Annotated in this window: 12 protein-coding genes; 7 read left to right on the forward strand and 5 right to left on the reverse strand. The window is 62.1% G+C overall.

Going from position 1 to position 13947, the window contains the following annotated elements; translation table 11 throughout:
- Position 1: 1 nt before the first annotated feature.
- The 3 genes from AC1DYW_RS23010 to AC1DYW_RS23020 form a co-directional block, all read right to left on the reverse strand.
- On the reverse strand, positions 2-652 hold the full coding sequence (locus tag AC1DYW_RS23010) for an amino acid ABC transporter permease (protein ID WP_111544464.1): 651 nt from the start codon (positions 650-652) through the stop codon (positions 2-4).
- 1 nt (position 653) lies between these two features.
- Positions 654-1319 (reverse strand): amino acid ABC transporter permease, encoded by a 666-nt coding sequence (locus tag AC1DYW_RS23015; RefSeq protein ID WP_477227722.1) that lies wholly within the window; start codon positions 1317-1319, stop codon positions 654-656.
- Positions 1320-1395: 76 nt separating this feature from the next.
- A complete protein-coding gene (locus AC1DYW_RS23020) occupies positions 1396-2268 on the reverse strand; it encodes a transporter substrate-binding domain-containing protein (protein ID WP_095089400.1) in 873 nt (290 codons plus the stop codon).
- A gap of 130 nt (positions 2269-2398) precedes the next feature.
- Here AC1DYW_RS23020 and AC1DYW_RS23025 point away from each other — a divergent pair, with 130 nt between their 5' ends.
- Complete coding sequence (locus tag AC1DYW_RS23025; protein WP_095089399.1) at positions 2399-3187, forward strand: IclR family transcriptional regulator; 789 nt, start codon at positions 2399-2401, stop codon at positions 3185-3187.
- A gap of 35 nt (positions 3188-3222) precedes the next feature.
- Here the strand turns inward: AC1DYW_RS23025 and AC1DYW_RS23030 are convergent, their stop codons facing one another.
- Positions 3223-3426: a YdcH family protein gene (locus AC1DYW_RS23030; protein WP_095089397.1), complete on the reverse strand. Its 204-nt coding sequence runs from the start codon at positions 3424-3426 to the stop codon at positions 3223-3225.
- A gap of 241 nt (positions 3427-3667) precedes the next feature.
- Here AC1DYW_RS23030 and AC1DYW_RS23035 point away from each other — a divergent pair, with 241 nt between their 5' ends.
- The 5 genes from AC1DYW_RS23035 (at position 3668) to AC1DYW_RS23055 (ending at position 7687) form a co-directional block, all read left to right on the forward strand.
- Positions 3668-3847 (forward strand): YdcH family protein, encoded by a 180-nt coding sequence (locus tag AC1DYW_RS23035; RefSeq protein WP_027023510.1) that lies wholly within the window; start codon positions 3668-3670, stop codon positions 3845-3847.
- A gap of 317 nt (positions 3848-4164) precedes the next feature.
- Positions 4165-5415, forward strand: a complete 1251-nt coding sequence (gene ispG / locus AC1DYW_RS23040; RefSeq protein WP_095089394.1) for a flavodoxin-dependent (E)-4-hydroxy-3-methylbut-2-enyl-diphosphate synthase — start codon at positions 4165-4167, stop codon at positions 5413-5415.
- A gap of 5 nt (positions 5416-5420) precedes the next feature.
- Positions 5421-6275: a transglycosylase SLT domain-containing protein gene (locus AC1DYW_RS23045; protein ID WP_477227723.1), complete on the forward strand. Its 855-nt coding sequence runs from the start codon at positions 5421-5423 to the stop codon at positions 6273-6275.
- Between the two features lie 47 nt (positions 6276-6322).
- Entirely contained in the window at positions 6323-6874 is a 552-nt protein-coding gene (locus tag AC1DYW_RS23050) for a phosphotransferase-like protein (RefSeq protein ID WP_477227724.1), read from the forward strand.
- 60 nt (positions 6875-6934) lie between these two features.
- Positions 6935-7687 (forward strand): Stf0 family sulfotransferase, encoded by a 753-nt coding sequence (locus AC1DYW_RS23055; RefSeq protein ID WP_477227725.1) that lies wholly within the window; start codon positions 6935-6937, stop codon positions 7685-7687.
- A gap of 18 nt (positions 7688-7705) precedes the next feature.
- On the opposite strand, the gene AC1DYW_RS23060 is transcribed toward AC1DYW_RS23055, so the two are convergent.
- Complete coding sequence (locus tag AC1DYW_RS23060) at positions 7706-10045, reverse strand: response regulator (protein ID WP_477227726.1); 2340 nt, start codon at positions 10043-10045, stop codon at positions 7706-7708.
- A 460-nt stretch (positions 10046-10505) separates the two neighbouring features.
- On the opposite strand from AC1DYW_RS23060, the gene AC1DYW_RS23065 reads away from it, so the two are divergent.
- On the forward strand, positions 10506-13934 hold the full coding sequence (locus AC1DYW_RS23065; RefSeq protein ID WP_477227727.1) for an acyl-[ACP]--phospholipid O-acyltransferase: 3429 nt from the start codon (positions 10506-10508) through the stop codon (positions 13932-13934).
- Positions 13935-13947: the final 13 nt, after the last annotated feature.

Here is a 13947-nt window from a genome sequence, read left to right on the forward strand (position 1 = left end):
GCTATTCCCGGATGAAGGAGAAACGCCGCTCGAGCCGCCGGCTGGCGAGCGAAAGGGCGTAGTTGACCGCGAAGTAGATGAGCGCACCGAGGATATAGAGCGGCATGGCCTCGTAGGTACGGCCGATGACCTGGTTGATGGCCTGCATCAGATCGGTGATGCCGAGCAGCGACACCAGTGCGCTGCCCTTGACCGCATCCGTGACGCCGTTGATCCAGGGTGGCAGGAAGCGCCTGAACGCCTGCGGGAAGATGACGTAGGCCAAGCGCTGGCGAAAGGTCAGCCCGATCGCCATCGCGGCTTCCGACTGCCCTTTCGGGATCGAGCCGACTGCACCCCTGAGATACTCGATGACCTGCGCCGTCTTGAACAAGGTGAGAGCAAGCACGGCGGCCCAGAACGACGGCAGATGAAGCCCGATCGCGGGCAAGCCGTAATAGACGAAGAACATCAGCACCAGGATCGGAATGCCGCGGATCGTGTCGCTGAAGATGCGTACCGCCCAGCGCAGCGGCGCGGGACCATAAACCAGGCCGACGCCGAGCAGGACGCCGGCGATGAGCGACAGGACCACGACCAGAAGCGACACCCACAAGGTCAAGGCAAAGCCCTGGGCGAGAAACGGTAAGGCATAGGCGATCTGGGTGAGCATGTCAGCGCGCCGCCCTGAATCGGCGCTCGACCAACCGCAACCCGAAAAGCAGCGCATAGCCGGTCAAGAGATACATCGCCGTCGTGACCAGGTAGACCTCGACGATGCGGAAGGTGTTGAAATTGATCCACTGGGCGCCGTAGGTCAGCTCCGGCACCGAAATGACCGAGGCTATCGAAGTGTCCTTGAACAGCGAGATGAAGGTGTTGGACAGCGCCGGCAATGTGATGCGCAGCATGGTCGGCAGGCGCACATGGACCAGTCGCTGCCATGGCGTCAGGCCAATCGCCTTGCCGGCGTCAAGCTGCCCACGTGGGACGGCTTCGAGCCCGGAGCGGAACACCTCGACCAGATAGGCGCCGCTATAGACCGACAGCGTCAAGATGAACGAGGTCGGGGCGCTGTAGGCAAGATCGACCACCGTCGGCAGGCCGTAGAACACCAGATAGACGAGCAGGATCAGCGGCACGTTGCGGATGAATTCGACATAGGCGGCGATGATGGTGCGCACCACGCGCCCGGCCGAGACGTACCAGACCGCCAGAACCAGGCCGATGACGATGCCGATGGCAATCGAGATCACAGCGAGTTCCAGGCTGAGCAGCAGGCCGCCCCACAGCTTGTCGAAATGCCGCCAGATCAGGTTGAAATTCAGGGCATAGCCCATGCGTCAGCCTCAGTGCGAAGGGCGTCGAGGAGAAGCTGGCGGAAGGGCGCTGAATGCCGCCCTTCCGCCAACTGGATCAGATAACCGGAAAACCGGGATGACGAGCCGGCGGCTCCTGTCCGAAGTAATCCTTGAACGCCGCGTCATAGAGCGCCGTTTCGTGACCGAACATGGCGATGGTGAAGGTCTGATTGACGAAGGTCAGCCAGTCGAGATCGCCTTGCCGGAGTGCCGCACCGTACAGCATCGAGAACCAGCTCTTGCCGGCGTCGAAGTATTTGTCCGGATTGCGCGAGGCAAGCCAACGCACCGTCGACAAATCCACCGCGGCAGCGTCGACACGCTTGGCTTCCAGTGCCTGCAACACGTTGGCCTGGGTATCGATCTGCATCACCTGCGACTGCGGCAGAGCTATGTGCACCGATGCTTCGGCATCAACGTTCTGCAGGATGGAGACGCGTGTCGCCGAACCGGCGGCAAGCAATTTGTCGAAAGTCTTGTTCTCGGCGGTCGGAAGGGTCAGCAGCGCGACGCCTTCGACGTAGTAAGGTCGGGAAAAGTTGATGAGCTGCGAGCGCTGGGCGCTCATCGTCATGAACTGGATGGTGATGTCGACCTTGTTGGTGGTGACGTTCGGAATGCGCTGCGCCGGATCCTGCATGACGAACTCGACCTTGGTCGGATCGTCGAAAAGGCCCTTGGCAAGGATACGTCCCATGGTGATGTCCATGCCGACCAGTTCGCCGGCATCGTTTTCGAAGTGCCAGGGCGCATTGGTGCTGCCAGTGCCGACAATCAGCTTGCCGCGGTCGAGCACGGTGCGCAGCAGGCTGTCGGATGCTGCCTGAGCGGCAGCCTTCTGGGCATCGACGGTTGCAAGCACGCCAGCCGTGGCCAGTCCCGCCATTCCAAATTTCAGAAAATCACGTCTTCCGGATGTGTCGTTCACGGCGACCTCCTTTCGTGTTGTGTTCCCCTATGCACAGGAAATTCACGCATCGTCGATTTTCAGAGCGATTGTCTCTTACAAGAGACGTATGTATCCTGTACAAGACAGATACTAGCATCAGGAATCGACAATGCAAGACGGCAATGCCCCAGCAGTTTCAGCCGACGAGAAGATTTCGGGGTCCCGCGAAAAAGGCCTCAACCGGGTGCTCGAGATCCTGGAGTTTCTGCACACGACGCAGCGCGCGATCGGCATTGGCGATCTTGCCAAGGGGGTGAACGCACCCCGCTCGACGACCTACACGCTTGTGCGGTCGCTGGTGGATGCCGGCCTGCTGGAAATGGCCGGCGACGGCAATCGCGTCTATTTCGGCAAGAAGCTCTATCTCTACGGAATGGATTATGTGCGGGGCAACGACCTCTTGAGGCGCGGGCGCCAGGAGGTCGACAATCTGTCGCGCGAAACGGGCGAGACCTCGGAACTGTGTATGCTGCAGAGCGGCCGCTATACGATCGTCCATTCAAGCCCGGGCACCAGGCCGTTCCGCATCAGCTCCGCCACCGGCCTGCAGATACCGCTGCCCTGGACCGCTTCGGGACGGCTGCTGCTGGCGGGCTTCCAACAGGCCCAGATCGAAGACATGGTGTCCGAAGATGATCTCGTCCTGCCGGATGGCCGCAGATTGCTTCTCAATGACTTCATCGCCGACATAGCGAAGGCCGAAGCCACAGGCTATTGCGTCACCTCGGGCCTTGTCGATGCCTATACGAAATGCCTCGCCGCGCCCGTCTTTTCAGGACCTGGCAAGGTCGAGGCGACGATGTGCCTGGTGGTTCCCATCGACACGTCCGAGGAACGGACCGGCAGTCTCATCGGTCTGCTGCGCGACCGCGCCGCCAGGCTTTCGATCGCCGGATAGGCGCAAGCGATCAGGATCGACCCCGGCTCGCCGTCTCACGCAATGATGTCGGGGATGATCTTGTCTTCCAGCGCCATCAGCCGGTCCTTGAGGAACAGCTTCTTCTTTTTCATGCGCTGGATCTGCAGCGGGTCGCAGTTCGTGGCGATCATTGCGTTGATCGCCGCATCGAAATCGGCGTGTTCCTGCTTCAGCCGGGAAAATTCGAGGCGAATATCGGCCTGTTCCTGATCGGACATTCTCTACCGTCTGCACGTCTGCGGCGCCCAAAAACTGGGCCTGATTGGGCGGGACCGGCAACTTCTGCCGCTGGCGCGCAGCCCATATCACATTTCACATTGTCGTGGAATGCTACCACGCAGCATTCGACATCGCCGCCGGATGGTGGCACAGTGTCATTGTGCCGTCACAGAAGCGAACCTGCGGTGGACGCGCCGTGACGGTTGCAATCGAGGAAAACCATGAAAGGGAGAACCAATCATGTCTCTTGCTTCCCATCTTGATGAGTTGCAGCGGAAACACGGCGACATCGAGCGCGAGATCGATGACGCGATGAACCATCCGTCGGTGGACGACCTCGAAATCGTGAATCTGAAGCGACGCAAGCTGGCACTCAAGGACGAGATTGAAAAACTGAGAGCACAACCGACCACGCATTGATGCCCTCCTGATATAGACGATCACGATCCACGGCCCTTTGCCGGCGGCAATTGTCGCCGGTGTGGTGGGTTTTGATTTCCAGCGCGGCGATCGCCCAGGCTGGACTTCCGTTCAGGTCAATTGTCGCTTCGGCCGTCGCCGGATCACCGATTGTTTTTGATCCCGGCGGCGAGCCAAATGCGGCCAGTGGCGACCTGTCGCCATTGACAAGCCATCTTTGCTCCTCCACCTCATGCCCGGACTTAGCGCATCGGCCCGGGGCGTTTGTGTGCGTCCGAGTGGACGCATGACGCTCCAGAGACAAAAGGCTGCCGGGCATGACCGGATATTTTTCCTCTCCCTTCCCCCGCCGCACCTCGGTCGGCGTCGATGTCGGCGGCGTGGTCGTCGGCGGCGGCGCGCCGGTTGTCGTGCAGTCGATGACCAACACCGATACGGCCGATGTCGACCAGACGGTTGCGCAAGTTGCGGCGCTGCACCGCGCCGGCTCCGAGATCGTGCGCATCACCGTCGATCGCGACGAGAGCGCTGCGGCCGTGCCGCGCATCCACGAAAGGCTGGCGCGGCTCGGCGTCGACGTTCCGCTGGTCGGCGATTTCCACTATATCGGCCACAAGCTTTTGGCCGACCATCCGGCCTGCGCCGAGGCGCTGGCCAAATACCGCATCAATCCGGGCAATGTCGGCTTCAAGGACAAGAAGGATCGGCAGTTCGCTGCGATCGTCGAGATGGCGATCAAATATGACAAGCCGGTGCGCATCGGCGTCAACTGGGGTTCGCTCGACCAGGAGCTTTTGACCCGGCTGATGGACGACAACCAGGCCAAGGGCTTTCCGCTGACGGCGCAGGAAGTGACGCGCGAGGCGATCGTGCAGTCGGCGATCCTGTCGGCCGAAATGGCGGAAGAGATCGGCCTTGGCCGTGAAAAAATCATCCTGTCGGCCAAGGTCAGCGGCGTGCAGGACCTGATCGCCGTCTATACCGAACTCGCCACCCGCTCCAACCACGCACTGCATCTTGGCCTGACCGAGGCCGGCATGGGTTCGAAAGGCATCGTGGCCTCGTCCGCCGCCATGGGCATCCTGCTCCAGCAAGGCATCGGCGACACCATCCGTATCTCGCTGACGCCGGAGCCGAACGGCGATCGCACGCGTGAAGTGCAGGTGTCGCAGGAACTGTTGCAGACGATGGGGTTCAGGCAGTTCGTGCCGATCGTCGCGGCCTGTCCGGGCTGCGGCCGAACGACCTCCACCGTGTTCCAGGAACTTGCCCAGAACATCCAGGCGGATCTCAGGAAGAACATGCCGGTGTGGCGCGAAAAATATCCCGGCGTCGAGAACCTCAAGGTCGCGGTGATGGGTTGCATCGTCAACGGCCCGGGTGAGTCCAAGCATGCCGATATCGGCATTTCGCTGCCCGGCACCGGCGAGACGCCGACGGCGCCTGTCTTCGTCGACGGCAAGAAGGCAGCGACGCTGCGCGGGCCGTCGATCGCGGCGGATTTCGAAAAAATGGTCGCAGACTATATCGAGCAACGGTTTGGTCGCGGCAAGGCCGCGGCCGAGTAGGCGCCATGCAGCGTTTCCTGTGGGCGGCGCTGATCTTGATGTTCGGAGTGGGCTGGTCGACGCTGGTTCAGGCAGACCCTCCTCAATCCGCCAAGCAGCGGCTCATCGACAAGGTCTGCACCCTGATCCAGGCCCATGCCGACCAGAACGGCTTGCCCAGGGATTTCTTCGCCCGGCTGATCTGGAAGGAAAGCCGCTTCGATCCCAACGCCGTCAGTCCGGTCGGCGCCGAAGGCATCGCCCAGTTCATGCCGGGCACCGCCAAGATGCGCGGCCTTGCCAACTCCTTCGACATCAACCAGGCGATCCCTGCCTCGGCGAGATATCTCGCCGAGATGAAGGGTGCCTACGGCAATCTCGGCCTGGCGGCCGCCGCCTACAATGCCGGCGAAAGCCGGGTGTCGCGCTGGCTCGGTTCCGGCGGCTTCCTGCCGATGGAGACCGAGAGCTATGTTTTCGACATCATGGGCGAGCCGGTCGATAAGTTCACCGATCCAGCTTATGCCGGAAAGGTCGAGCCGCTCGATCAGAAGGCGGATTTTGCCGTTGCTTGCCGCAGGCTGCCGGTGATCATGTCGCAGACCGTGGCAATGGCTTCGATCAACATAAAACCATGGGGTATCCAAGTGGCCGGCAACTTCCGCCGCAGCGCCGCGATCAGTCAGTGGCTGCGGGTGAGGAGCCGCTTCCCGGCCTTGCTCAGCGGCCATGATCCGGTGGTCAGCCGGGTGCGCACGCCAATCGGCCGGCGCGGCATCTACGCGGTCAGGATCGGTGTCGACGACCGCGCCGCTGCCAATGTCATCTGCCAGAAATTGCAAAGCGTCGGCGGAGCGTGCGTGGTGGTGCGCAACCGGTAGTCTGACCCGTGGCGGGCAAGATGTTCTGGCCGAAAAGGGGCGATGACGTGAAAGCCAGCATCATTCTGCTCAATGGCGTCGGCAGTGCCGGCAAGAGCTCCATCGCAAGGGCGTTGCAACAGATCACCGCCGCGCCCTTCCTGCATGTCCAGATGGACACTTTCATCGAGATGCTGCCAGACGCCTTGCAGGACCATGCGGATGGCTTTTCGTATGAGACCATCCGGCAGGACGGCAAGCCTGCGGTCGTGATCAGAACCGGACCGGTGGGGGCGCGGACCCTGCGCGGCATGCGCCACGCCATCGCCGCCATGGCTGGGCAAGGCAACAACCTCATCGTCGACGAAGTGCTTTGCAACGGCGAAATGTCCGAATATCTCGAACTGCTGTCGGCCTTCGACCTCCATGTGGTTGCTGTCCTGGCGCCGCTGGAGGTGCTGGAGGCGCGCGAAGCCCAGCGTGCCGATCGGCTGCCGGGCCTGGCGCGCTGGCAATATGGGCGCGTGCACGAGAACATTCGCTACGACCTCGAAGTCGACACCAGCGTCCTGACCTCGCAGGAGTGTGCCCGTCGCATCCAGCAAAGATTTCAGCTATAGCGCGACCATTCTTGCCAAGGGGCGACAGCCTTGCCACCGACGAACCGCGAGAGCCGTGACATGTTTGACGGATACATCATCTGTGGCACGCCGAGGACCGGAAGCACTTTGCTGTGCAAGCTTCTGGCGTCCACGAAGACGGCTGGCAATCCTCACTCATTTTATCGGCGGCAGGATTTGTCGGAGTGGGCCGAAGAGTGGGGCCTGCCCGATCGCGACACGATGAGCGAGCTCGACTTCAATGCCGCCTATCTCAAGGCGGCGATCGCCAATGGCAGGGGTGGGACAGGCATTTTCGGTCTTCGTCTGATGCGGGAAAACCTGGATGAGCTTTCAGCGATCCTCGACCAGGTTTTCCCAAAACTTCCATCGGACAGAGCGCGGTTCGAGAAAGCATTCGGCCGTGTTCTCTACATGCATCTCTCGCGTGAGAACAAGCTTGCGCAGGCTGTTTCCCTGGTCAAGGCAGAGCAAACCGGTCCTTGGCATATCGCTCCCGACGGAACCGAGATCGAAAGGGTCGCACCCGCGAAAGAACCGCAATATGATTTCGAGCGGCTCAAACGTGAGGTCACGGAGCTCGAGGCCTATGATGCCGCGTGGAACATTTGGTTCGTAGAGCAAGGCATAATTCCGCTGCGGCTTGGCTACGAGCGCCTTGCCGCCAACCCGGCCGCGACATTGCTAGACATCTGCGGAGCCTTGGGCGTTCAAGCGCCGATCGCCGATGACATAAAGCCAGGTGTTGCAAAGCTCGCCGACGAGACGAGCCTTGACTGGATGCGCCGCTATCGTCTGGACGCTGCCGCCTGATGTGCCGATGGCTGCGGGCTAAGCCGTCTTCGCCACCACAGTCTCGCTGAGCCAGGTGCCGATCTTGGTGCCGAGGCGGTCGGGTGAAACCGGCTTGGGCAGATAGTCGTCCATGCCGGCCTCGATGCACTTGTCGCGATCGCCCTTCAGCGTGTGCGCGGTGACGCCGATGATCGGGATGTGCGTGCCCGACGAGGTCTCCATCGCACGGATGGCGCGGGTCGCTTCGTAGCCGTTCATCTCCGGCATCGAGACGTCCATCAGGATCAGCCTGGGGCGCAGCGCCCGGTACATCTCGACCGCCGTGCGGCCGTTGCCGGCAATGCGATAGCTGAGGCCAAGGCCGTTAAGGATCTGGCCGAAAACCAACTGGTTCACGTCGTTGTCCTCGGCAATGAGGATGTCGATCGGACCGTTCAGCGTAGCCGTCGATTCCGGTGCTGCGGCAACCGGTATAGCCGGGCCCCGGATAACGGTGAAAGCGGGTGGCGCAGCCGGGGGAATCGGCACGATCGGTTCGCGGACGAACTGGGCCTTGCCTACCTGCGAGCGGGCCCTCTGGATGACCGAGATGACGGTGCCGAGCAGGACAGCGGAACGCGCCGGCTTGGTCAGGTGCGCGGCGATGCCGAAGTCGATGATCATCTTGCCGAAATCGACCTGGTCGACCGAGGTGAGCAACACCACCGGAATGGAAGCCAGCCGGCTATCGGAAGCGATGGCCCTGGCAACGTCGGCGCCGTTCATGCCCGGCATCTGGTAGTCGAGGATGATGCAGTCGACGGCGGCGCCCAGCTGGAAGGCGCGATCGAGGAAGGCCAGGCCCACGGCACCACTTTCGGCGGCGGCACAGTCGAAGCTCCAGCTTCTCAGCTGCTCGAGCAGGATTTCGCGGTTGACCGGATTGTCGTCGATGACCAGCACGCGCGCGCCGGTGACGTCGACCGGCACGATTTCGTCGCGCGCCAGGGCGTGGTGCGCCGGCAGCGGCACCGCGAACCAGAACACCGAGCCGCGGCCGATCTCGCTCTCGACGCCGATCTTGCCCGCCATCAGATCGACGAGGCGCGCGGCGATGGCGAGGCCAAGGCCAGTGCCCTCGTGGCGGCGGGTCGACGACCCGTCGACCTGGGCGAATTTCTCGAAAACGTTCTGCAGTTTTTCGGCCGGTATGCCGATGCCGGTGTCCTCGACGCGAACCTTGAGCTGGACCACGTCGTTGACGATCTCGCCGCCGACATCGATCAGCACGTGACCCTTTTCGGTGAACTTTACCGCATTGCCGAGCAGGTTGGTGACGATCTGCCGGAACCGTCCGGCGTCGCCGACGACATAGGCCGGCAGCCGCGGGTCGACACGCACGATCAGTTCGAGGTTCTTCTCGGCGACGCGCGCCGACACCAGCGTCGCCACGTCCTCGACCGCCTCGGAGAGACGGAAGGGAGCCGGATCGAGGGTCAGCTGGCCGGCATTGATCTTGGAGAAATCGAGGATGTCGTTGATGATGGTGAGCAACGCGTTGCCGGATTTGACGATGACGTCCGTAAAGGTTTTTTGGCGCGCCGTCAGGTCGGTCTTGGCCAGCAGCTCGGCCATCCCCAGCACACCGTTCATCGGCGTGCGGATTTCGTGACTCATATTGGCCAGGAATTCCGACTTGGCGCGGTCGGCGGCCTCGGCCTTGAACAGGGATTCGGCGGACTCGGCAAAGGCGCGGCGGATGGCCACTTCCATCGGGCGAAAGATCCAGAAGGCGACGATGGCAAGGGCGGCGAACAGGATGCCGCTCGCCCACAGCAACAGCCTGTCGCTGGAGACATCGGCCAGATGGCGCTCGTCGTCCATCGCGGTGCGGACGCGGACCAGCATGGGTTGGGCGAACAGGTCATTCTGGTTGCGGATTTCGCGATAGCTCCATTCATCGACCTTCTGCGCCATCGACATCAGGTTGAAGTTGCGCACCATGTCGCGCGGCGACCAGAACAGGTCGCCGTTGACGGAAGCGGTTTCGAGCTCGTTGATGGTCTTCACCGAAAGGCGCGGCTTGATCGCGGCAAGCTGAGCGGTCAGCATTTCGATCTCGCCGGTCAGGCGCTCCGAATGACCGCGCGCCGATGAGGTGAGGGCATCGCGCGTCTCCGCCCGCCATGCAGTACCGGTCGTCTCGGCAAAGCTGGTCGCGTTGCGCAGGTCGCGGGTGAAAACGACGAGGTTGCTGCTTAGCGCATCGATGTCATGACGAAAGGAATTGACCCGATCGAGCGCGATCACGATGGCGGCGGAAGCCAGCGCAAAGATCAGCAACCCTGAAATATAGCGGGCCCGGACCGAACGGATGAAGGACGAATATTCCGGCATGCGCAACCCCAACACATACGCATCATTTTAATGACCGGGATTACGCTTCATTTACATTAAAATTTCGTTCGTCGGGCGAACCATGCGCCGGCGCGAAGCTCGAACGGCTGACGGAAACGCTGTCGGCAAGTCGGCTTGATTGTATCCGGCCTGAAACAGACCACCAGCGACCCGGCTTAAGGCTGAAACGAAAGGATCATATCGATGGCCACCAACAACTAAGCGCCCATGAACTCAAGCACCCGGGAAGCGTTCGCCACGGCCAGTTTCGCCATCGTGGCTCGTGCATACCTCGATCGTCAAGGTGCTGCCTGACGCGCAAGACCGAGACACAGCTGATGACGCCAACCGCAGTAACGAAGTGTAACCGGGTTTCCGCTACCACTACGCTCAAACCGCGTAAGACCGTTGATTGATCGGACCAGGACTTCAACGGCCTTGCCCAATGGAAGTCGCCGCCATGGACATCTCTCCGAACAATCATACGAACAGTCATCTGATGATGACACGGCGCTTTGCGCCTCTCTTCTGGACGCAGTTCCTGTCTGCCTTCAACGACAATTTCCTGAAGAACACGCTGGTGTTCCTTATTCTGTTCACGCTGGCGGCGGACAAGGCGGCATCACTGGTCACCCTGGCCGGTGCCGTCTTCATGGCTCCCTTCCTGCTCTTGTCAGCCCTTGGCGGCGAGATCGCCGACCGCTTCGACAAGGCCCTCATCGCCCGTCGGCTGAAATTCACCGAGATCGCCGCTGCTGGCGTCGCGGTCGTCGGCATCGCGCTGTCGTCGATACCGGTGCTGATGGTGGCGTTGTTGATGTTCGGCATCATCTCGGCGCTGTTCGGACCGATCAAATACGGCATCCTGCCGGATCATCTCGAGCGCAAGGAATTGCCCGGCGCCAACGCATGGATCGAATCGGCGACCTTCGCCGCCATCCTCGGTGGCACCATCGCCGGCGGCATCGTCTCGGCCGATGGCATAGGCGTCTCGGTCTTCGGGCCGATCATGATGATCCTCGCCGTGAGTTGCTGGATCGTCAGCCGCTACATCCCGTCCACCGGTTCTGCCGCCCCCGACCTCGTCATCGACAAAAACGTCTTTCGCTCGACCTGGCGGCAGGTCAACGGATTGCGTGGCGACAAGCGGATCTGGCGCGCCGGGCTGATGACGTCCTGGTTCTGGCTGATCGGCGCCATCGTTCTTTCGATCCTGCCGACCTTGATCAAGGATTCGCTCGGCGGCAACGAGATCGCCGTGACTGCCTATCTCGCGGTGTTCGCCGTTTCGATCGCCATTGGCTCGGCCATTGCCGCGTGGATGTCGCAGGGACGCATCGTGCTGTTGCCTGCACCGGTCGGCACGGCGCTGCTGGCGCTGTTTGGACTGGACCTGGCCTGGACCATCTGGAGCATGCAGCCTTCGCCCAGGACTGAGACCCTTGCCCTGTTCTTCGCCGGGCCAAACACGATCCATGTCGCGATCGACCTCGCCGGCATGGCGATTGCCAGCGCCTTCCTCGTGGTGCCGACCTTTGCTGCCGTACAGGCATGGTCGCCCGAAGCGAGTCGTGCCCGCGTCGTCGCCGCCGTCAGCATCGTCAACGCAGGCTTCATGACGGTCGGCGGCATACTCGTCGCCGCGATCCAGTCAGCCGGCGTCTCTACCGGAGCCATCCTGTTCGGCCTTGCTGCGGCCAACGCCATCGCCGCCTGGCTGATGCTGAAATACCTGCCGACCAACGCTTTCCGCGATTTTGTCTCCATTCTGTTTCGGGCCTTCCACCGCCTCGAAGTCGAGGGCATGGAAAACCTCAAGGCCGCCGGCCCGGCACCTATCCTGGCGCTCAACCATGTCAGCTTCCTCGATGGTCCCCTGGCCTTGACCCTGACCGATGAGGAGCCGGTCTTCGCCATCGACCACACCATCGCCCAGGCCTGGTGGATGAAGCCGTTCATGAAACTCGCCCGCGCGCTGCCGCTCAACCCATCCAAGCCGATGTCGACCCGCACGCTGATCAAGATCGTTCAGGGCGGCGACCCGCTTGTCATCTTCCCGGAAGGCCGCATCACCGTCACCGGCGGCCTGATGAAGGTTTATGACGGCGCCGCCATGGTCGCCGACAAGACCGGTTCGATGGTCGTACCGGTGCGCATCGACGGGCTGGAGAAAAGCTACTTTTCACGGCTGACCTCGCAGCATGTGCGCCGCCGGCTGTTCCCAAAGGTCAAGGTGACCATCCTTGAGCCGGTAAGGCTGGAAGTGCTGCAGGACCTAAAGGGCCGCAAGCGCCGCGCCGCGGCGGGCGCTGCCCTCTATCAGGTAATGTCGGACCTCGTCTTCCGTACCCAGGACATCGACAAGACGGTGCTGGAAAAGATCATCCAGACGGCGAACGAACGCGGCATGAGAGAGCTCGCCGTGCAGGATCCGGTCACCGGTTCGCTGAGCTACGGAAAGCTGCTCACGGCCGCTGCGGTGCTCGGCGAGAAATTCCAGAACCTCTATGCCGGCCAGCAGACGCTCGGCATCATGCTGCCGAACGCCAACGGCTCCTGCGCGACGCTGCTCGGCGTCATGTCGGCCGGAAAGGTTCCGGCGATGATGAACTTCACCGCCGGTGCGGCAAACATCCTGTCCGCCTGCAAGGCGGCCGAAGTGCGCACCGTGCTCACCTCGCGCGCCTTTGTCGAGCAGGCAAAGCTCGGTGCGGTGGTCGAGGAAATCGGCCGCTCGGTCGACATCGTCTGGCTCGACGATTTGCGCGGCACCGTCGGCCTCAGGGACAAGCTGCTGGGCTTGCTGCGCAAGAGCACGCCACGCGCGCCGCGCAAGCCCGACGATGCCGCGGTGATCCTGTTCACCTCGGGTTCGGAAGGCACGCCGAAGGGCGTCGTGCTCACCCACCGCAACATCCTGGCCAATGCCGCCCAAGCTGCCTCGCGCATCGACTTCCATTCGGGCGACAAGGTGTTCAACGTGTTGCCGATCTTCCATTCGTTCGGCATGACGGCGGGCACGGTGCTGCCGCTGATCTCCGGCGTGCCGGTCTATTTCTACCCCTCGCCGCTGCACTACCGCATCGTGCCAGAACTGATCTACGCCTCGAACGCGACGATCATCTTCGGCACCGACACGTTCCTCGCCGGCTATGCGCGCACCGCACACCCCTATGACTTCCGCTCGATACGTTATTGCTTTGCCGGCGCGGAGCCGGTCAAGGCAGCGACGCGCATGACCTATATGGAGAAGTTCGGCGTGCGCATCCTCGAGGGTTACGGCGTCACCGAAACAGCACCTGTGATCTCGATCAACACGCCGATGTACAACCGCTCCGGAACCGTCGGCAAAATCATGCCCGGCATGGAATATCGCCTCGATCCGGTGCCCGGTGTCGACGATGGCGGACGGCTTTTCGTGCGTGGGCCCAATGTCATGGCCGGCTATCTCAGGGCCGAGAAGCCCGGTGTGCTCGAACCACTCGAAGACGGCTGGCATGACACCGGCGACGTCGTCGCCGTCGACGACGTCGGCTTCATCACCATTCGCGGCCGGGCCAAGCGCTTTGCCAAGATCGGCGGCGAGATGATATCGCTGGCTGCTATCGAGGCGCTGGCCGGCGAATTGTGGAAAGGTTCGCTCTCTGCGGTCGCTACTGTGCCGGATGCGCGCAAGGGCGAAAAGCTGATCCTGATCACCGAGGCCGCCAACGCCACGCGCGCCGAATTCCTGACTTTCGCCAAGGCGAACGGCGCCATGGACCTGATGGTGCCGGCCGAAGTCCGCGCCGTTGCAAAAGTGCCGGTCCTCGGTTCCGGCAAGCTCGACTTCGCCGCTGTGACCAAAATGGTGCGCGGCGAAGAAGAGATGAAGATCAAGGTGGCTTGAAGCGCTTGAACAT

The sequence above is a fragment of the Mesorhizobium sp. P2_D5 genome, assembly GCF_056404355.1.

What these genes read in the sequence shown, in the direction of transcription:
- AC1DYW_RS23025 (WP_095089399.1), top strand. Translation starts at nt 2,399, where the DNA reads ATGCAAGACGGCAATGCCCCAGCAGTTTCAGCCGACGAGAAGATTTCG.
- AC1DYW_RS23065 (WP_477227727.1), top strand. Translation starts at nt 10,506, where the DNA reads ATGGACATCTCTCCGAACAATCATACGAACAGTCATCTGATGATGACA.
- AC1DYW_RS23010 (WP_111544464.1), bottom strand. Translation starts at nt 652, where the DNA reads ATGCTCACCCAGATCGCCTATGCCTTACCGTTTCTCGCCCAGGGCTTT.
- AC1DYW_RS23035 (WP_027023510.1), top strand. Translation starts at nt 3,668, where the DNA reads ATGTCTCTTGCTTCCCATCTTGATGAGTTGCAGCGGAAACACGGCGAC.
- AC1DYW_RS23045 (WP_477227723.1), top strand. Translation starts at nt 5,421, where the DNA reads ATGCAGCGTTTCCTGTGGGCGGCGCTGATCTTGATGTTCGGAGTGGGC.
- AC1DYW_RS23055 (WP_477227725.1), top strand. Translation starts at nt 6,935, where the DNA reads ATGTTTGACGGATACATCATCTGTGGCACGCCGAGGACCGGAAGCACT.
- ispG (WP_095089394.1), top strand. Translation starts at nt 4,165, where the DNA reads ATGACCGGATATTTTTCCTCTCCCTTCCCCCGCCGCACCTCGGTCGGC.
- AC1DYW_RS23060 (WP_477227726.1), bottom strand. Translation starts at nt 10,045, where the DNA reads ATGCCGGAATATTCGTCCTTCATCCGTTCGGTCCGGGCCCGCTATATT.
- AC1DYW_RS23030 (WP_095089397.1), bottom strand. Translation starts at nt 3,426, where the DNA reads ATGTCCGATCAGGAACAGGCCGATATTCGCCTCGAATTTTCCCGGCTG.
- AC1DYW_RS23015 (WP_477227722.1), bottom strand. Translation starts at nt 1,319, where the DNA reads ATGGGCTATGCCCTGAATTTCAACCTGATCTGGCGGCATTTCGACAAG.